The sequence below is a fragment of the Streptococcus didelphis DSM 15616 genome (genome assembly GCF_000380005.1).
Taxonomy (GTDB): Bacteria; Bacillota; Bacilli; order Lactobacillales; family Streptococcaceae; genus Streptococcus; species Streptococcus didelphis.
This window is the reverse complement of record NZ_KB904199.1, coordinates 1-19,450: the sequence shown is the minus strand read 5'-3', so window position 1 is coordinate 19,450 and position 19,450 is coordinate 1. Positions and strand designations below refer to the sequence as shown.

At 34.2% G+C, this 19,450-nt stretch carries 19 protein-coding genes, 1 tRNA gene, 1 rRNA gene and 1 pseudogene; 9 read left to right on the top strand and 13 right to left on the bottom strand.

Annotated elements, in window-relative coordinates:
• Positions 1-163 precede the first annotated feature (163 nt).
• The 5 genes from rpoE to argF all read right to left on the bottom strand — a co-directional run bounded on the left by rpoE (position 164) and on the right by argF (position 5,322).
• Complete coding sequence (rpoE, locus tag A3GU_RS0108275; protein ID WP_018367065.1) at positions 164-730, bottom strand: DNA-directed RNA polymerase subunit delta; 567 nt, start codon at positions 728-730, stop codon at positions 164-166.
• Between the two features lie 183 nt (positions 731-913).
• Positions 914-1,897 carry an NAD(P)-dependent oxidoreductase gene (locus tag A3GU_RS0108270; RefSeq protein ID WP_018367064.1) on the bottom strand — a complete coding sequence of 328 codons (984 nt, stop codon included), beginning with the start codon at positions 1,895-1,897 and terminating at the stop codon, positions 914-916.
• A gap of 30 nt (positions 1,898-1,927) precedes the next feature.
• A complete protein-coding gene (locus tag A3GU_RS0108265) occupies positions 1,928-2,785 on the bottom strand; it encodes a dimethylarginine dimethylaminohydrolase family protein (RefSeq protein ID WP_018367063.1) in 858 nt (285 codons plus the stop codon).
• Between the two features lie 12 nt (positions 2,786-2,797).
• Complete coding sequence (locus tag A3GU_RS0108260) at positions 2,798-4,306, bottom strand: YfcC family protein (RefSeq protein ID WP_018367062.1); 1,509 nt, start codon at positions 4,304-4,306, stop codon at positions 2,798-2,800.
• A gap of 77 nt (positions 4,307-4,383) precedes the next feature.
• Positions 4,384-5,322 carry an ornithine carbamoyltransferase gene (gene argF / locus A3GU_RS0108255; protein ID WP_018367061.1) on the bottom strand — a complete coding sequence of 313 codons (939 nt, stop codon included), beginning with the start codon at positions 5,320-5,322 and terminating at the stop codon, positions 4,384-4,386.
• A 118-nt stretch (positions 5,323-5,440) separates the two neighbouring features.
• Between argF and A3GU_RS10365 the strand changes: the two genes are divergently transcribed.
• The 4 genes from A3GU_RS10365 (at position 5,441) to A3GU_RS0108230 (ending at position 9,913) form a co-directional block, all read left to right on the top strand.
• Complete coding sequence (locus A3GU_RS10365) at positions 5,441-7,078, top strand: helix-turn-helix domain-containing protein (RefSeq protein ID WP_018367060.1); 1,638 nt, start codon at positions 5,441-5,443, stop codon at positions 7,076-7,078.
• Positions 7,079-7,241: 163 nt separating this feature from the next.
• Positions 7,242-8,027, top strand: coding sequence for a TrmB family transcriptional regulator (locus tag A3GU_RS0108240; RefSeq protein WP_018367059.1), 786 nt, complete (start codon positions 7,242-7,244; stop codon positions 8,025-8,027).
• 13 nt (positions 8,028-8,040) lie between these two features.
• Positions 8,041-8,898 (top strand): sulfite exporter TauE/SafE family protein, encoded by an 858-nt coding sequence (locus A3GU_RS0108235; RefSeq protein ID WP_018367058.1) that lies wholly within the window; start codon positions 8,041-8,043, stop codon positions 8,896-8,898.
• A 19-nt stretch (positions 8,899-8,917) separates the two neighbouring features.
• Positions 8,918-9,913 (top strand): ornithine cyclodeaminase family protein, encoded by a 996-nt coding sequence (locus tag A3GU_RS0108230; protein ID WP_018367057.1) that lies wholly within the window; start codon positions 8,918-8,920, stop codon positions 9,911-9,913.
• A gap of 137 nt (positions 9,914-10,050) precedes the next feature.
• On the opposite strand, the gene tig is transcribed toward A3GU_RS0108230, so the two are convergent.
• Together tig and A3GU_RS10695 are read right to left on the bottom strand one after the other, a co-directional pair.
• Positions 10,051-11,334, bottom strand: coding sequence for a trigger factor (gene tig / locus A3GU_RS0108225; protein ID WP_018367056.1), 1,284 nt, complete (start codon positions 11,332-11,334; stop codon positions 10,051-10,053).
• Positions 11,335-11,438: 104 nt separating this feature from the next.
• Positions 11,439-12,372: pseudogene (locus tag A3GU_RS10695) on the bottom strand (LysR family transcriptional regulator).
• Positions 12,373-12,695: 323 nt separating this feature from the next.
• Between A3GU_RS10695 and A3GU_RS0108215 the strand changes: the two are divergent.
• From A3GU_RS0108215 to A3GU_RS0108185, 5 genes are all read left to right on the top strand, one after another.
• Positions 12,696-13,913, top strand: coding sequence for an amidohydrolase (locus A3GU_RS0108215; protein WP_018367053.1), 1,218 nt, complete (start codon positions 12,696-12,698; stop codon positions 13,911-13,913).
• A gap of 96 nt (positions 13,914-14,009) precedes the next feature.
• On the top strand, positions 14,010-14,345 hold the full coding sequence (locus A3GU_RS0108210; RefSeq protein WP_020548004.1) for a hypothetical protein: 336 nt from the start codon (positions 14,010-14,012) through the stop codon (positions 14,343-14,345).
• Positions 14,346-14,635: 290 nt separating this feature from the next.
• Complete coding sequence (locus A3GU_RS0108195) at positions 14,636-15,052, top strand: MFS transporter (protein WP_083906215.1); 417 nt, start codon at positions 14,636-14,638, stop codon at positions 15,050-15,052.
• Positions 15,053-15,054: 2 nt separating this feature from the next.
• On the top strand, positions 15,055-15,210 hold the full coding sequence (locus tag A3GU_RS10265) for a hypothetical protein (protein ID WP_018367051.1): 156 nt from the start codon (positions 15,055-15,057) through the stop codon (positions 15,208-15,210).
• A gap of 219 nt (positions 15,211-15,429) precedes the next feature.
• Complete coding sequence (locus A3GU_RS0108185) at positions 15,430-16,275, top strand: mechanosensitive ion channel family protein (RefSeq protein WP_018367050.1); 846 nt, start codon at positions 15,430-15,432, stop codon at positions 16,273-16,275.
• 16 nt (positions 16,276-16,291) lie between these two features.
• Here the strand turns inward: A3GU_RS0108185 and A3GU_RS0108180 are convergent, their stop codons facing one another.
• The 6 genes from A3GU_RS0108180 to rrf all read right to left on the bottom strand — a co-directional run bounded on the left by A3GU_RS0108180 (position 16,292) and on the right by rrf (position 19,298).
• Complete coding sequence (locus tag A3GU_RS0108180) at positions 16,292-16,855, bottom strand: TIGR01440 family protein (RefSeq protein ID WP_026216497.1); 564 nt, start codon at positions 16,853-16,855, stop codon at positions 16,292-16,294.
• 25 nt (positions 16,856-16,880) lie between these two features.
• A complete protein-coding gene (locus A3GU_RS0108175; RefSeq protein WP_018367048.1) occupies positions 16,881-17,345 on the bottom strand; it encodes an ECF transporter S component in 465 nt (154 codons plus the stop codon).
• Positions 17,338-18,099, bottom strand: a complete 762-nt coding sequence (locus A3GU_RS0108170; RefSeq protein WP_018367047.1) for a bifunctional hydroxymethylpyrimidine kinase/phosphomethylpyrimidine kinase — start codon at positions 18,097-18,099, stop codon at positions 17,338-17,340. Before A3GU_RS0108170 ends, A3GU_RS0108175 begins: the two co-directional genes overlap by 8 nt.
• Entirely contained in the window at positions 18,089-18,838 is a 750-nt protein-coding gene (gene truA / locus A3GU_RS0108165; protein WP_018367046.1) for a tRNA pseudouridine(38-40) synthase TruA, read from the bottom strand. The genes A3GU_RS0108170 and truA overlap by 11 nt, the downstream gene beginning before the upstream one ends.
• 260 nt (positions 18,839-19,098) lie before the next feature.
• Positions 19,099-19,172, bottom strand: a tRNA-Asn gene (locus A3GU_RS0108160).
• A gap of 10 nt (positions 19,173-19,182) precedes the next feature.
• Positions 19,183-19,298, bottom strand: a 5S ribosomal RNA gene (gene rrf, locus A3GU_RS0108155).
• Positions 19,299-19,450: the final 152 nt, after the last annotated feature.

The window sequence follows — 19,450 nt, the reverse complement described above, 5'->3', positions numbered from 1 at the left end:
AGTTACTATTGCTTGAAAAAATAAAAATAGCTCCCTACTTAATAGGGAGCCCTGATTGACCTCATAAAGAGGTGCCCGAGTAATAATATAAACTATATCATGATTTTTGTCAAATAGATTGTGAGATTTTTTAAAAATCTTTATCTAAAAAGTAAGCGAAAATTTATTCTTCATCTTCCTCATCGTCTTCATCTTCTTCGTTGATTTCTACTTCTTCAATATCATCTTCAGGAATGATTTCATTTAATTCTGAATCATAAGATTCAACTTCAGATTTTTCATCATCTGGATCTTCTTCATCATATTCTACTTCAGTAGTTTCTTCTTCAAAACTAACATCTTCTGGATCATCATCATTATAGTCAATAGCATCTTCATCACCATCCATAAAGGCATTAACACGTTTTCTCTTACGTTTTGGTGAACCATCTTCTTCCTCTTCAAGTGTGATAATTTCTTCATCGATCTCATCAATAGCATACCATGAGCGAAGACCCCATTTATTATCACCTAAGGGAATAAAACTTCCGTCAGTATTTAAATCAGTATAAAAAAATGGCAAAGCATGACGGATTTCCGCATCAGTTTTTCCTAAAAATGACTGAATATCATTAACTAAGTCGCTAAAATACATTTCATTATCGCGTCCTCGCTCTTCCAAAATAGCACGAGCAACTTCAATCATGGAAAGTTCGCTTTTTTCTTGTCCCGCAAATATGTCTAATTTCAAGGCAATTCTCCTTATTTTATCATTCCTATCTATTTTACGCTAATTTTACCTATTCGTCAAAACTTTTATTATTTCCACCTAAAGAGCCAGACTTTTAGCAAGGTTTATAAACTTACTCATAAAAAAGGAGGCTGCCCATTTTGACAGCCTTACAATATCTTTTTAGTCTTTTAAAAGGGAGATTTAATAATCACTAACCAACTTGAATACCTTTTCTTTTTTTCCAGTTAAATAGTGAACAATATTTTCTGTTGAAATTCTTTGGAGATCTTTTAAGGAAGATTTAGAATAAAAAGCTGCATGAGGAGTAATAAAAACATTTTCGCGTCCCACTAGAGGATGATTCTCCAAATCTGGCGTTTCATCTTTTAAGACATCTAGAGCAGCTCCTTTTAACAGCTTCTTATCAAGCGCAGCAATTAAATCAGCTTCAACAACACAAGGTCCTCGTCCCATATTAATGAAATAGGGTTTTTTTACCATTTGATTAAAGGCCTTGGCATCAAAGAAAGAATAATTGGTTTCATTAAGATTCATATTATTGGTAATAATATCAGCTCTTGCAAAAAGTTCTTCTTTTGTTACTAGTTCAAGCTCTAAATTATCTGGTTTTGTAATAAAAGGATCGCAGGCAATAACTGTCATTCCTAACCCCAGAGCTTTCCTAGCAACTGTTTTACCAATCTTACCCAGACCACAAATCCCCAAGGTCATATCAGATAGCCTACAGTTGGGAACTGGATAATTATAACGCCAGTTCTTATTAAAATCAATATCATGGCTATAGTATTTAATATTTTTAACTAGAGCCATCATCATGGTAATGGTAAATTCGGCTACATCTTTTGTGCAATACTCCCCAACTGGACAAACCCCAATATGACGCTGATTAGCTGCTTCTAAGTCAACATTATCATAACCTGTAGCATTCATTGAAATGACTTTTAGGTGAGGAGCATGATCCATGGCATCACTATCAATGCGGGTAAAGGCTGTTAATATAGCATCTGCATCCTTAATTACCTCAAAAAATTCTTGCCGTTTAGTGTCATCATACTCATATACAAGGATTTCTGTTTCTTCACCTAGACCTTTTCTGAGTATTTCCTTTTCATAGTCATGACTTGGCATCATTGAATCAGGATAATCTGAAATTATTATTTTCATTAGTATCACAACCTAACTTGATTTTTAGACTTAAACACTACGTTCTACTGGATAAGTCATACAATGAGGCCCACCTCCAGCTTTTAGAATTTGTTCTAAAGGTAATTTAATGACTTCTACACCAGCTTTTTCCATAGCTTCATTTACAGTTTTATTATTTTTAATACCTAGCACCTTATTATTCCCAAGTGCCTGTACATTACAGCCATGTTTTTCAATAAGTTCTTCTGGCACATCAATGATGGTAAAATCGCGTCTTTCCAGCATTCTAATGAACCAGAATGGTAAGACACTTTTAGCTGCTAGACAGACCTTTGGTGCTACAATATTGAAACACATATCTAAATGAAGATGTTCTGGAGCAATTGGAACACCTACAACAGTATAACCAAATTTTTGTAATTGTTCCCTTAAATTAGCTACCCCTGCTTTATCAGTCCTATCAACTAAACCAAAAGCAATGGTATGTTCATCAATCATCCAAAAATCGCCACCTTCAAAACAGCCTGCATTACAACGGGCAACTATTGGAACCCCTAACTCCTTTAATTTAGCCTCATAAGCCTGTGTTTCTACCTGACGTGCTGGGTGACGGAATTTACCAATAATAGCTCCTTCTTTAATCATTGCTCCGAAATCACGCGCAAAGGTTTGAACCTCCATTTCCTTTTGTGGTTCCATTTCAACCACCTCAACACCATTATCTTTATAAGCATCAATGAGAGTTTGCCACTCTTTAACCATTAAATCATTTTGCTCTGTTTCACCTTTTTCCATCCAAGCCTTGGTAATTTCATTAATAGCATTGAATTTATAATATTTTGGTGAACAAACAATTACTTTTTTTAATTCATTAGTTGCATTACTAACATAGACTTTTTCATTCATTTTTTTCTCCTTTTAAGATACAAGAAATACTGAAACAAGTAATAAAAGAGCTAAGAGGGCAAAATAAGCAAAGGCATATTTCCAAATAGCTTTAATCCAAGAACCATAACCTACATGGACTGCTTGAGTACACGTCATCACAATAATTGAAGTCGGAGCCAGAATTTTAACAAATCCAAGAGCAAAATTGTAGATAATAACCATATTAGCTTCTGACACTCCTGCAAAAAGTCCTAAAGGCGCCATAATAGAAATGGTAGCTGCTGCTAAGCCAGTTGAACTAGGAATAAAAGTAGCTAGGAGGAGATAAACTAAAAAGCAAACCAAGACAAATACTAGTGGAGGTAAAGAACCTAGAGTCTTTTCTGTCGCATTCAAAACAGTTGCTGTGATACTTCCATTAGTCATCAACACTTGGATACCTCTAGCTAGAGGGACAATAAAAGCTGTCGACACTAAGGCTGCTGCACCTTTAATTAAAATCTGAATAATCTTATCAATGTCATATCCCATAATAAAACCAGATAAGATTGTCATGATAATCAAAAGCCCATTAATCTCATTGAAATACCAACTCCCAAAGGGAACTAAACTACTTCCTAAAACTGTACTAACAATGGCATTGTGATTAGCCCAATTAGTAATATCATTGAAGAAGGTCCAATGACTATTTAAAGAAGTCCAAGGAATTAATGACAGAATCATAATAATAAAGGTGAGAACAAAAATAGTGAAAACCTTTGTTTGCTTTTTATCCAGTTTTTCTTCATTGCCTTCTATTGCTGCAAACTCAGCTATATCTTCTTTTCTTCTATAAAATTGAAGGGACTTTTCGGGATGCTCCTTAACCTTTTTAGCATATAAACAAATCATAGCTGAACAAGCTGACATGAGCACTAAAAAGACAAAGCTTCTGAAAATAATGCCTGCTCCTGGACTAATACCTGCAATTCCAGAAGCAATTCCTGTGGAAAAAGGATTTACTACTGAGGCTGCACAGCCTGCTTGGGTCCCAAAAATAACAATCATTAAAGCCACAATCGTATCTAACCCCAAGGATAAAATAATTGGTAAAAACATCAAAAGATATACAAACCCTTCTTCATATGCCCCTTGAACAGTACCAAATATCCCCATCATAAAGGTCAAGACAGTAATTAAAGCATAATAATTACTTTGGTACTTCTTGGCTACATTTTTAAGAGCTATATTGATAGCTCCAGTAGCATCCATCATTTCTAAAAAACTACCAAAGAGCATAACGTTTAAAGATATGGTTATTGCTCCTGATACTTCTTTATTCCCTACCATACCAATTATAGGAGCCATGATAACATCCCAAAGTCCTTGGCGATTGGCCTTGATTTGTTGGTAGGAATTTGCTATAGCATGGCCAGACTGGTCATAGGAATATTTACCACCAGGGATAATCCAAGTCAGAAAGGCTACCACAAGTAAGACGAAAAAAATAATAACATAGGTATTTGGAGTCTTAAATGCCTTCTTTTCTTTTACTTCCATAGGAATTAACCTCATTTATTTATAGTTTAGTGAACAAGCAAGCTTAAAACTGATTTGAAATGCTGAGTGAAATCTTCTTAGTTTGCTACTGCTGCAAGGATGGCTTTGATAGAGTGCATACGGTTTTCACCCTCATCAAAAATAACAGATTGATCACATTCCATGACTTCATCAGTGACTTCTTCACCACGATGGGCAGGTAAGCAGTGCATAAAGATGGCATCTGGCTTAGCTTTTTTCATAGCATCCATCGTAATTTGGTAAGGTTTAAAGGCTTCTTTAAGAAAGGCAATTTCTTCATCACTTTGCCCCATACTGTATTGAGACATACCATACACAATATCAGCATCCTTCAAAGCCGCATCAAAATCTTGTGTTAATTCAATTGTTGCACCAGTTACCTCAGCACGACGTTTTGTCTCTGCTAGAATATCAGGATCTGGCTCAATTCCTTCTGGACAAGCAATAGAAAGGTTTATTCCCAAAGTAGCACAGAAAATCATGGTTGTATAAGCCACATTGTATAAGTTTCCTGAATAGCAAATTTTCAAGCCTTGATAGCTTCCTTTTTTCTCTTTAATGGTCATCAAGTCTGCAATTCCTTGGGTAGGATGTTCTAGGGCAGTAAGGCCATTTATAACAGGATTTTGCATCCATTTAGAACATTCTTCTACAATCTCGTGACCAAAGGTACGAATAAAGAGGCCATCAAAATACCGATCTAAAATACGAGCAGTATCCTTAAGAGGTTCTCCTCTTGTCATCTGCATTTCATCTGGACGAAGATAAACAACCTTGACGCCTAAGTCGGCTGCTGCTCTTTCAAAAGCATTTCTAGTTCTAGTCGAATTTTTTTCAAATAAAGCAGCCCATACTTGTCCTTTTAAATAGTCATGAGGTTCTTTAGCAGTCCATTTTTTCTTAAACTCAAGACTAAGGTCTGTAATAAACTCAATTTCCTCACGGGTCATATCTTTGAAAGCCAAATAGTCTTTACCTTTAAAACGATTTCTCATAATAAGAATCTCCTTTATTTTTGTTAGTCTCATTATAAAGCGTTTTCAATAATAAGTTAATTGTGCTATCCTATAAAAGTGAAGCATTCTAATAGTATCTTTATACAAAGGAGACATCATGGATTCATCTATTAATTTAAAACTCTTACTCAAAACTTGTCTGTTTAAAGATGCAGAGCTATTTACCACTGAAAAAGGCCTGGACAATCCTATTAGCTCTATTAATATCATGGACCTTCTAGAAATTGAACAATGGCTAACAGGCAATGAACTCCTTATTATTGGTAATTTTATGAAAAAATATTTTACGCGTGAATTTATTGATAAATTAAGGGCTCAAAAAATTAGTGCTATCCTATCCAAAAAAAAGTTTCGTCATTATATCAGTGAAGACACTATAGACCTTCTACGTTACTATAATATTCCACTTATTTTAATTGATGATCACTATGCTTGGAGAGATGTCATTATCGCCTTTCAAGAAGCTGAAATTTCTCAAAAAACCCTTTCTCTTATTGAAGCTGAAAATTTTTTAAAACAGATTATTCAGTATTTTTCACATAATCATAGTTTGAATAGACTTTGTCAAATTGTTTATGAAACCACTAATTTATCAATTGCTCTGACCAATAATAAGCTGGAATTACTAGACCACAGTGAAGATTGGTCCTGGAAAGAATATTTAGATCGTTTCAGCCTTCAAAATATTGGGCGCTTTAGTCCTATTGGCTGCGACCTTAACCAGACAAGCATTTATGGATTTTGCTATCGTAGTATCTTTTTAAATAAGTTAGATATTCATCTCTTTTTCATTCCTATTTATCAAAACCAATCTTTAAGCCACTATATCATCTTGAAAACAAATTCAACAGTGGAAGAAATTGAAGCTACTATCTTATCCAAAATTGAAAATATCAAATCTATCTTTCTTTTAAAACAGGTTTTAGAGCAGGAATTTAAAAAAAATAATAATTATTTTAGGAATATTATCTTTGATGATTTGCTAAAGATCACTGAACCCAATGAAGACCTTCTAAGAAAGTATAGTCTCAGCCTAGGCCAAGAAATTCATTCTGACTTACAAGTCCTATTAATTTCAGATATTTTACAAAGTAAGGATATCTTAGCCTTTGAAAATGTCTTTTTACAATTGACTAATCATTTATTAGCTTCTCAGATCAACTTGCAACATGTTCATTTCTTTTCTAGAAACCAAGAGATTTTGCTGGTTTTAGGAAAAGACTCCACACTCTTAAAGCAATTAGACCTAGTAAAAGACATAGTGATTGACTTTACAGGTCATAAACATTTTTATATAGGTATTAGTAGCATCAAACCTTACTGGAAGTTGAGTATTGCCTTAGATGAAGCTAGACAGGCTATAGGCTTTGCTAAATCCAACTTAAAATCCCAACAGATACAATACTATCAAGATATTGGTATCTTAAAATTGCTAACTAATGACCAAGGTGCCATTAATCAGTTATTTGTCAATGAACTTTTTGACCAATTTCTCAGTCCCCTTCTTAAATATGATGATAAAAATCACACCCAGCTTTATCCTACCTTGGTTACCTTCTTTGATAATCATTTTTCCTATACTGAAAGTAGTCAAATCCTTTTTATCCATGTCAATACCCTACGAGCCCGCCTCTCAAAAATTGAAAGCTTACTTTCTATTAGTTTAAAAAATACAGACCAAGTAATGAGTGTCCATCTAGCCATTAGGCTCTATCAAAGCCAACTACAGGCCTAAGGGCTACTTTTCAGAAAGCTAGTTAATAGCTTGAAATAAGAAGAAAAAATAGCAATTATAAAAGTTGTTATTTTTTTCACAATTTTATTGACAAAAGGCTTTTACAATATTATAGTAGTACCTGTAGGTAGCTACTACTATAAATAATACAATTGGAGGCTTTATGCTGGTTCAAAAAATGAAGCAATTTGGCTTTTCTGAATCTGAAACCAATATCTATCTCAGTTTAGTCGAAAATGGTCCTATGACAGGTTATGAAGTCAGTAAACAGTCTGGTGTTCCTCGTTCAAAGGTCTATAATCACTTAGAGAAATTGGTCAAAAAGGGAGTCATACTTGTCAATAAAAGTGAACCTAAATTATACTCCGCCTTATCATCAGAAGAATTTATTAGCATGCTTAAATATTCAACTCTGAATGATATCCAATTCCTTGATAATGAATTATCAACTATCAATGAGAAAAAAGATGACTCCTTGTTGTGGAGAATAGACAATAAAGAAGCTGTTTATCTTAAAATGGCATATATCATAGAACATGCCAAGGAGAGTTTGTATATTCAAATTTGGGAAGAAGATTTAACCCCTTTAATATGCCAACTCCTCCAAGCTGCTGAACAGCGACTTGAAAAATTTGTCTGTATTTTTTTTAGCAACAGTGGACACTACACCTTACCTTTCAAGCGTTTTTACTCCCATGGATTTGAAATTCACAAGGTCGAAGATATGGGTGGAAGATGGGTTAATCTTGTTTGTGACAATGATATTGTCTTGTTTGGTTCTATTGATAGTAAACATGATGTTATCTGGAGTCACAATGAAACAATGCGTCTTTTAGCCAAAGAATACATCAAACATGATGCCTATACTTTAAAGATTATCCAAGAACATCAAGAAACCCTAAGCCAAAGCTATGGTAAAGATTTTGAAGGTATACGTCATATTTATTAATGGAGATAGCCTGATGTCATTTAAAAATATTTTATTATTTTTAGTTATTCTTATTAACGCCTATTTTACTTTTATTTTCATAAAAGATCTTATAACCCATAAAAGAGAAATTCTAGCTGAAGAAGCAAGCACAGTTGCCCTACCCTTTTCAAGTGCCCTTATTTTTTTCTTGTCTACTATAGGTATTTCCGACTTTGCCATTAGTACAAGTTTATACCCAAAATTAAATTGGGTAAGTGTTAAAAAGTTACCTGGTACCCTAAATACCCAGTGTACTATCCCTTTAGCAGTTATGGCCCTTGCTTACATTACTAAAATTGAAGTTAGCTTTGTAACACTTCTAGTATGTATTATCAGCCAAGTCATTGGTTCTTACTATGGAGCTAGAATTGCTGTTAAACTTCCAGCTAATAAATTACGCTTATCTATTGGTATTGGGATGATTCTGGCTGCACTTATTATTTTTGGTGGAAAATTTGGTATTTTACCTGGTGGAGGTAACGCCACTGCCCTTTCCTTCCCTAAATTAATCATTGCAGCTATTGCTCTAGCTATTTTCGGAGCCTTAAATAACATCGGTATTGGCTCATATGCCTTGACTATGATTACTGTTTATCTTTTGGGGCTCAATCCTGCTGTGGCCTTTCCAATTATGATGGGAGCTGCAACCTTCTCTGTCCCTGTTGGTAGTGTCCAATTTATCAAATTTGGAGAATATAGCCGAAAAATTACTCTATTTACCTCTACCTTTGGAGTTCTTGGAGTTCTATGTGCTGTTTTCCTTGTCACTAGCTTAAATACAGCCCTTTTACAATGGTTTGTAGCCTTTATTCTTTTATACAGTGCCTATGGTATGTTAAAAAGAAACTAATTAGAAGGAGAAATGTAATATGCTTATTTTAACAAAATCAGATATTGAACAATCTTATACAATGAAAGAGGCCATTAAGGCCGCTAAAGAAGCCTTAAAACTCTACTCCAATGGCCAAGCTGATGTCCCTCTTAGAACAAATCTTAATGTTAAAGATTTTAAGGGCCAAAGTCTCTACATGCCAGCCCTCACAAGTGGTGATCCCCCCTCTTTAGGCGTAAAAATTGTATCTGTTTATCCAGATAATATCACTAAAGGACTAGCCTCTGTCCCTGCCACAATGGTTAGCCTAGATCCAGAAACAGGTATTGTTTCAGCTATCTTAGATGGTACTTATTTGACCCAACTGCGTACCGCAGCATTGCAGGGCGCCGCAACCGAAGAATTTGCTAGAGCAGATGCTAAAATCGCTGGTCTTATTGGTACTGGCGGCCAAGCTTATCAGCAAGCTATAGCTATGATGACTGTACGTCCTCTTGAAGAATTAAGAGTCTTTGACATTGACTTTGACCGTGCAAAAGCATTTACTCAAACTCTTAATGACGATATTTCAGGTACCTTCTCAACAAAAGTTCTTGCCGTAGAAACTGCTAAAGAAGCAGTCAAAGATGCAGATATTCTTACAAGTGTGACCACCTCTAAAGTTCCAACTTTTGACGCTAGTGATCTTAAAGCAGGTGCCCACATTAACGGTGTTGGAGCCTATACTCCAGAAATGTTGGAACTTCCAACAGAACTCTTAGTTAATGCAGACTTAGTGATATTTGATACTACTGATGGTGTTCTTTCTGAAGCAGGAGATATTCAAGCACCAATCAAAAAAGGCTTACTAAAAGAAGATGATTACACTGGTGAATTTGGAGACTATCTCTTAGGCAAGATTAAAGGTAGACAAGACTCTAAAGAAATTACTGTTTTTAAAACAGTAGGTTCAGCTGTTTTGGATACTTTGACAGCCCAATTAATTGTTGAAAAAGCTACTAGCCTAGGCATAGGAACCCAAATCGACCTATAAAAGCCAAAAAAAGATTTTCAGTGAAAATCTTTTTTATGATAGCTATAAATATTTGCAAGTAAGATGACAAATAAAAAGATTGAAGAAAATTGTCCAAAATGGCTTTTTCTTCAATCTTTTTTATATTTTTAATTCTTTTATTTTACTTTAGCTGATTCTGTGATAACTTCTACTGCTTTTTTCATTGCAATATCATGTTTTAACATATCTGCTGAAAGTAGTGAACGAACTTGTTCCACAGGCATGTTGTATTCTGTAGCAAGGTCCTGAATTTCTTTTTCAATTTCTTCTTCAGAAGCATCAAAACCTTCTGACTTAGCAATTGCTTCAATAACAAGATTTGTTTTAACACGTTTATCAGCTTCTGCTGCATATTGTTCATGAAGGTCTTCTTCTGAAGTTCCAGTCAATTGGAAATACATCTCTGGTGAAATTCCTTGACGTTGCATATTACCCATGAATTCATTCATTGAACGGTGAACTTCATCATGAACCATTTCTTCTGGTAATTCAATAATTTCAGCATTAGCTACTGCTAACTCGATTGCTGCGCCTTCAACTGCCTCATCATAGGCAATTTCTTTAGCTGCTTCAAGCTCTTTACGGTATTTAGCTTTTAAGTCCTCAAGTGATTCAACTTCTTCATCAATATCTTTTGCTAGTTCATCATCAAGTTCTGGAACTTCTTTTGATTTTACTTCATGAATAGTTGTTTCAAACTTAGCGTCTTTACCGGCAAGGTCCTCTGCTTGGTAGTTTTCTGGGAAAGTAACATTAACATCTACTTTATCACCAGCTTTAGTACCAACCAATTGCTCCTCAAAGCCAGGAATAAATTGACCTGATCCTAATTCAAGTGAGAAGTTATCACCTTTACCACCATCAAATTCAACGCCATCTACTGAACCTAAAAAGTCAATAACTACAGTGTCACCTTCAACTGCTGCTTCTTCTTTAACAACAAGTTCAGCTAAGTTTTGGCGTTCACGTTCAATTTTTGCCTCAACTTCTTCATCACTTACTTCTTTTGATAAGTCAACTTCTACACTTAAATCCTTATAATCACCAAGTTTTACTTCTGGTTTTGTAACAACTTCAGCAGTAATTTCCCAGTCTTTACCTTTTTCCATAGAAAGAACATCAATTTTTGGTTGTGCAACTACATCGAGTTCGAGCTCAGAAACTGCTGCTTCGTAAGCTGCTGGTAAAACAATATTTAAGGCATCTTCATAAAGTGCTTCCTCACCAAATTTTTGGTTAAATACTGGACGAGGCATGTGGCCTTTACGGAAACCTGGTGCATTTAAATCTTTTTTAATTTTGTTAAAAGCTTGATCAAGGGCTGGTTTAATTTTTTCTTGACCAATTGTAAATGTAATCACGCCACGGTTAGTAGCTTTGTTTTCAAATGATGTAGACATTAAGTCATTTCTCCTTAAAATAATTTAGATACAGTTCATTCTAACATATTTTAAAGCCTTTTTAAAGTTTTTTATCAGGAAAGCTCCCTATAGAGCTGAAATTCTCATTGTTTATTAGCCTCTGAAAGAAAAATATCTAAACTTAAAATCGTTTGATATAAAAGAAGAGCTATACCTGATAAATCATCTCGCTTTGAGTAAATTAAAATATATTCTAATTGTAATTTTTTCTTATCTAATCGATATATATTACAGTCGTTATGAAGATATGTTTTCACTAACATTTCTGGAATAAAGCTTGCTCCTAAACCTGTCAATGCTAAGTTAATAGCTGTTGGAATAGTACTAGTTGTTATGATTTGATTTAAAGTCATATGGTGTTCTTTATAGAAAGTTGCTACTGTTTTACCAACGTCATATTCCAAGGGAATTAATATCAGAGATTCATTTTCTAAAAGAGAAATATCATAAGGAAAGTCGTGTACAAATCCTACATTTTTTTCACTAAATAAATGACTCTCTCTAGGAACTAGTAAATAGAGTTCTTCTTTATAGATTGTCGTTGAAGAGACGTTTTCATGACAGAGAGGAGCCATACCAATTGTCAACTCTAATTCCCCCAACTCAATAAGTTGTTCTGAGATATTTTGATTATTTTCTAATAAACATATAGAGATATCAGGATATAAAGACTTAAACTTAGAAAGAATCGGAGCAAGTAAACTGGCAGATAAACCTGGGTTAATACCTAAGCTTATTTCTCCTTTTTTATGTATTCTAATTAACTGTAATTCTTTTTTTCATTTGCCTTTCTAAACTATCCATCTGCTTCAGGTAGTAAAGATATCGTTTTCCAGCATAGGTTAATTGTGTTTTATGAGACTGCGTTTTGTATAAGTCTATCTCCAGTTCCATTTCAAGTTGTTTAATAAGTTTACTAAGATAAGGTTGAGCAATGAATAATGCTTTAGCTGCTTTTGTAATACTGGCATAAGTTTCAATCATTTCTAAATATTTAATTTTTTTAGGTGTTTCCATTATATAATATCCCTTTTTAGCTATACATATTGGTAAAAAAAGTTATGTATCACTTCTTAATAATACCTAAACTGTTAGAAAAAATAAAGAAATTAGTCGCTAAAATACCATAAACTAGTTATCAATAAAGCATTAAAAAGGTATTTGTTTCTCTTTTCTATTAAGCATATAATAGAAATAGATGATAGGTAGAAAATCCTTGGCAAGGTATCTTTTAAAGCTCTCTTACCAAAAATCTATCTCATAAAAAGAGTTCATTTTTATCACGTTTTCCGTAAAAAGATTGTGATAAGTCTAAAAAATAGTTAGAGGAGAATTAATTTATGTCTGTTCAAACAGTACTAACATCAATCGAATCAATTAAAGGTTGGCAAGAAGAAACCTATAAGCACCTCCATAGTCACCCAGAATTATCAATGCAAGAAAAGGAAACAGCTCAGTTTATCTATGATACTTTACAATCATATGGATATGAGGCCCAAAAAATTGGTGGTGGGGTTGTAGGTGTTTTAGCTAATGGACAAGGTCCATGTATCCTATTTAGGGCTGATATGGATGCCTTACCTGTTAAGGAAGAGACAGGCTTAGACTATGCTTCCAAAGTGATGATGAAAGATTTAGATGGAAATCTCCTTCCAGTCATGCATGCTTGTGGACATGATATTCATATAGTAGCTGGTTTAGGGGCTGCTTGGGCCTTAGCCAAGAACAAATCAGAGTGGCAAGGAACTTACATTGCTTTTTTCCAACCAGGAGAAGAAATTGCTGCTGGTGCTAAAGCAATGCTTGATGATGGTTTACTTGAGAAAATCCCTCATCCAGAAATCGCCCTAGCTCAACATGTCTTGACTGACCCTTATGCAGGACAAGTTGGAGCACTTGGTGGGCCTTTTTTATCAAGTGCAGCTTCCTTAAAAATTACTATTCATGGTAAAGGAGCTCATGGGTCTATGCCTCATTTAAGTATTGACCCTATTGTAATTGGTTCTGCTATAGTTAGTAAATTACAGACTATTGTTGCTAGGGAAGTTGATCCCTTCAAATTTGCAGTAGTTTCTGTAGGTTCTTTTCAAGCAGGTCTAAAAGCCAATATTATCCCCGATACCGCAAGCTTATTGTTAAATATTAGAACTTATGATGAGAATGTTCAAGAACAGCTTATTACTTCTATTAAACGTATTGTCAAAGCTGAATGTTTAGCAGGGGGGTGCACACAAGAACCTGACATTGAAATCTATGATACTTATCCCTTAACTGATAACGACCCAGAAGTCACTAAAAAAGTAACTGCTTCTTTCAAGCATTTTTTAGGTGAAGAACGCGTCTTAAAAGATTACCGTCAGATGACCGCTTCAGAAGACTTCTCATATATCCCACGTGCTCTAGGAATTCCTTATTTATATTGGGGATTTGGTGGTTTTACCAAAGATCAAGACATATATGCTAATCATAATCCCAAATTCGCTCCTGCTATTCAACCAACTCTAAAAATAGGTACCCAAGCAGCTATTGTTGCTATATTAACTTATCTTGGAAAATAATGACCAATCATATAAACATATTATCTAGCTAAGGTTTCGCTCCCTTAGCTAAATAAATTACTAGTATTAGAGCGTTTAAAACGATAGGAGTAAAATATGACACACAAAAAATCTAAGTTATTTTATGGTTGGTATATAGTAGCTGGAATGGCTATAATTCTTGCAGTATTAGGACCAGCTTCTGTAGCAGTTGCTAACATTTATCAGGTTGCGGTCATTAAAACTTTTAATATTTTCCCATCCTCTTTTGCCTTGAATAATTCTATTATATTAGGAATGGGAATCTTCTTACCACCTATTATTTCTAATTATTTAACAGATCGTTTGTTTAAAAAATTCTATATCACATCAGTGGTTATATATGCTGCAGCTTACGCTTCATATGGTCTGGTTAATACAATTTTGCCAACTTCAATTTTAATTACAAACTAGTTTGAAGAAAAAAAGGGATTAGCTATGAGTTTAGCTTTTTCAGAACTAGGTATTGGAGGGGTAGTTTTTTCTAACTTATTAACACATATAATTGCTACATTAGGATGACGTCAAAGCTACTTTATCTATGCTCTCATTATGATTATTGTTGTTATCCCAATTATGTTATTTATCATTAAATTACATCCCGAAGAAGTTGGTTTAATAAAAGATAGTAATACAAAAGTTACTGTTTCATCCACTACTACTCCTAAGAATAAAAAAGCTACCTTAAAAATGCCCTTTGCTCAATTAAAAAACAAGGTTTCTTCTATGCCTTATTGATTGGTGCTGTCTTCATTGGTCTTTCAAATAATGGTGATTTAGGGCAGTTTCCTCCTTTTTTACAAGAATTACATGGACCAGTAGCCGCAGCAACTATTATTTCTATCTATTCGGCAGTAGGGATATTTGGAAAAATCATTATTGGAACTATTTCTGATAAGTTAGGAACATTAAACGGAAACTTTTTTGCTTCAGTAATTTGTATCTTAGCTTACATTTTAGCAATGTTTGCAAATCATTATCCTTCAGCTCTTCTTATGGGTATTCTGTTTGGATTAGGAAATGGAATAGGAACTATTGGAGAACCTCTTATTACAGCAAGTCTTGTCTCCCCAGAAAATTATCAAAAGTTTATCCCTATATACAATCCGCTATTCAATTAGGAATGACATTTGGCTCCTTACTTGCTGCAGGCTTAGCCACTGTTGCTAGCTATACAGTAGCTTGGTTTGTTCTAGCTCTTATTTCAGGAATGATTTTTATTGCTTGGGGATATGCTGAAATAAAAGTTAAAAAATTAATAATATCTACTAGTAAGTAGGTAATAGTTAAAAGACTAAATTAGAATTTTTTTAAGTTAAGCCTATTCATGGATATCGTCTTGTGGTATCTTTGAAAGGCTCTTTTTTATAGTCACTATATCTTAATTAGCCTTACTTAACTAACTTTATATTACGATACTTGCAACTAGTTCCATCTATCAGATGATTTGATTTTAGACCAATTTTTGGTAAACTATCAAGAGAAGAAAGGAAATTGTATGAATTTTATCATTAACTATTTTAACCATTTGCATTTTGAAGAACTAATGTTTAGTGTTTTTTCAAAGATTGCCTCTTTGATTTTACTACTTATTTTCTTTATTATTTTTAAGCAAATAATTACCCATATTTTCGAAAAGGCAATTACAAAGTCCTTTTCTTATTCTAGGCAGACTGATTCAAGAAAGAAGACTCTCTCTAAACTCATTAATAATATCCTTAATTATGTTCTCTACTTTCTCTTAATTTATTGGATTCTTAACCTTCTAGGCATTCCAGTGTCAAGCTTATTAGCAGGAGCCGGCATTGCTGGAGTAGCTATTGGACTTGGTGCCCAGGGTTTCTTATCAGATGTTGTAAATGGTTTTTTCATTCTTTTTGAAAATCAATTTGAAGTAGGTGATACTGTCGCTATTTCTGAGATTGAAGGAATCATATCTAGTGTCGGTATTCGCACCACACAGATTCGTGGTTTTGATGGTACTCTACATTTTATTCCAAATCGTAGTATTATCATTGTTAGTAATAAATCCAGAGGAAATATGCGTGCTTTAATAGAAATTCCTCTTTATTCAACAAGTAATCTTGAACAAATCACTAAAATTATTGAAGAGGTTAACCAGAAAGAAGCTCCTAAATATTCACAAATTATTGATAAACCCACTATTCTTGGCCCGCAAGTGACACCAAATGGACAATTTTCATTTAAAATTGCCATATTTACTAAGAGTGGGGAACAATATACTATTTATCATACTTTCTATCAAAAGTATCAAGAAGCTCTCTTAAAAGAAGGTATCAATTTACCAACAATCAATACTTTGCTACATAGTAATTTAAAATAAAAGCCCTCGGGCTTTTTTAATTTTTACGAATATCATCCTTGTGATAATGGGCTCGAGCTCCACCAATTAACTTTGGCCGGCTAGCAAGGGCCGTTACATGTGCTCCACCAAGTTCTCTTCGAATTGGAACAATGGGTACCTGAACCCTCTTAACATGCATAGCAATAGCTGTATCTCCAATATCCAACCCTGCATGAGCAAGCACTTCTTCAACCTCCACAGGACTTTTCATAAATTTAAAGGCAGCTAACTGTCCACTTCCACCAGCATGTAAGCTTGGTAAAACATTGACAATTTCATAGCCTTTTTCCTCTGCAACTGCCTCTTCTACAACCAAAGCTCTATTTAAATGTTCACAACCTTGAACAGCTAAATAAATCCCCTTTGGGTTTAATTTTTCCAGAATAGTTTTTACAATGATTTCTCCAATTTCAAGACTAGAGTCTTTACCAATAAGTCCTCCTCTAACTTCGCTAGATGAGAGGCCTAACACGAAAACCTGTCCTCTTTTTAAATGACTTTTTTCTAAGACATCTTCTATAATGAGACTTGTTTCCTTTTCTATTTGATTCAGATCAATCATAATCTTCTCCTTCTTTCTAAGCTTATTTTAAAGCTTTAGAGACACTTACAAAAATCAGATATCCTATAACCATACCCAAAAAATTTTGAGCAAGATTACCCATTATACCTGCTAGGGCTGCTCCAATTCCATACATAGGGATGCTTGCTAAAAAATATACTCCAACCATACAAAGTGAAGCTAAAGACAAGCCAAGCCAACGTTTTTTCCCTTTAAAAGCTGCAAAATACCCCTGTGAACCATGAGCAATTAAACTAAAGAACATCCAATTTGGATAGCCTGAAAGTATATCAATTAAGAAGCCTGAAAGAGCTCCAACAATCATCCCTTCTTTTTTTCCTAGATAAAATGCTGTAAAATAAATTCCCGCATCTAGTAAGGTTAAAAAACCTGTTGGAGTCCCAATACTGATGAATTTCCCTAAGATAATAGTCAAGGCTGTCAGCAAAGACAGCAAGGTAAGTAATTTAATGCTTTTATTAGTCATAAGCTTGTTTTACTCCATATTCATCTGAATTTTGAATAGCCTGATAAACGAATTCTTTTGATTGACTGACTGCCTCAATGATAGGAGTCCTCAAACTAAGATAACTTGCTATGCTTGATGCAAAGGTACAACCTGCTCCAATATTATTAGAGTCTAGAACAGGGGATTTTAAGGTTTTAAAATTTCGGCCATCATAAAAAAGATCAATAGCAAACTCTTTATCAAATCGATTACCACCTTTGATAACAATATTTTTTGCTCCTAGTTGGTAAAGGCTATAAGCTACCTCTTTCATATCATCTAAAGTTTGGATTTTCTTTTGGGATAATAGCTCAGCTTCTACTAAATTTGGAGTAATAAGGGTTACATATGGGAAAAATTTTAGCAATTCTTCTCTCAAGGCAGAAACTTCAGTATCATGCTTTTCCTTACAAACCAAAACAGGATCTAAAATAATTGGGATATGGCTATATTTTTTAATAAAATTTAATGCTTGATCTGCAATTTCTACATTAGGTAATAAGCCTAACTTAATAGCTGAAAAAGAGACATTTCTAAGGCTATCTAGTTGCTTTTTAAAAATATTTTCATTAGTAGGGAAAATTTCAAATCCTGAATCCGACATAGCTGTCAAGCATGTCACGGCTAAAAAACTATGTAGGTGATGGCGTTGAAATGTTGCCAAATCGGCATATAAACCACCTCCACTAAAAATATCATTTCCAGAAATAGCTAATAAATAGTTAGTCTTCATAGATAATCTCCTTAAGATAAAGTCCATTTCCCGCAAGAGTTGGACCTGCTAATTGTCGATTCTTTTCTTTAAGTATTAATTTTACTTGCTCAACAGGCATTCTTCCATTTCCAATTTTGAGTAAGGTCCCAACCATATTTCTTACTTGTTTATATAAAAAACCATTTCCAGTAAAGGTAAAGATAATAAAATTCCTATCTGTATCAAAAGTTATATCAGCTCTCAATAAGGTCCGAACTTTATTTTCAATAGTAGTTCCACTAGCTGTAAATCCTGTAAAGTCATGTGTTCCAATTAAATATTTAATAGCTTCTTCCATAGGCTCTAGCTTTAAAGGAAATGGATAGTGTGTTGCGTAGTGTCTCATCATTGGATTTTTTGGACGACCAACATCGACTAAAAATTCATACGTTTTTAGGTGTTTACAATAACGAGCATGAAATTGATCAGAAACCTCCTCAAGGCTTACAAAATCAATATCATCAGGACTTTGTGTATCTAATGCAAAACGTAATTTTTCAACATCACGTTTTTTTTTTAAGTCAAAATGAATGACTTGCCCATAGGCATGAACACCCGCATCTGTCCTACCAGCCCCTTGGATTGTAACAACTTGTCCATTGGATAATTTACTTAATGTTTTTTCAATTTCTTCTTGGATAGTTCTAGCATTGGTTTGTCGTTGGAAACCTGAAAATTGACTACCATCATAAGAAATTATTGCTTTATATCTTGTCATACTATCATTTTATCATTTTTTTAGAAAGAAGAAATAATTTATCTATATTCTGTCCCCATACAAAAAGAGAATATTATTTTATCAGTTAAAACTTTATATATCAAGTCAAGTCTGCACTTTCCTTAATATTTTTCTATAGTATAAGCCATTCATTAAAAAAAGAACATGACATTAATGTCCTGTTCACCCTATTTTTTCTACTTTTTTTATTTTTTCCACTTGTCACCACAAAAAAAAGATAGGATCCCCTATCTTAACTACTCCGCCAGTAGGACTCGAACCTACGACATCATGATTAACAGTCATGCGCTACTACCAACTGAGCTATGGCGGATTAAACCTAAGCTAAGCGACTTCCCTATCTCACAGGGGGCAACCCCCAACTACTTCAGGCGTGCTAGGGCTTAACTGCTGTGTTCGGCATGGGTACAGGTGTATCTCCTAGGCTATCGTCACTTAACTTTTCAATGGCTTACGGCATTGTAATCCACTCAAAATTGAATATCTCTATCTTATCAAGAAAGCTACCTTATTGTCAATAAACTTACCATACTTTTTTTGGATAAGTCCTCGAGCTATTAGTATTAGTCCGCTTCATTTATCGCTAAACTT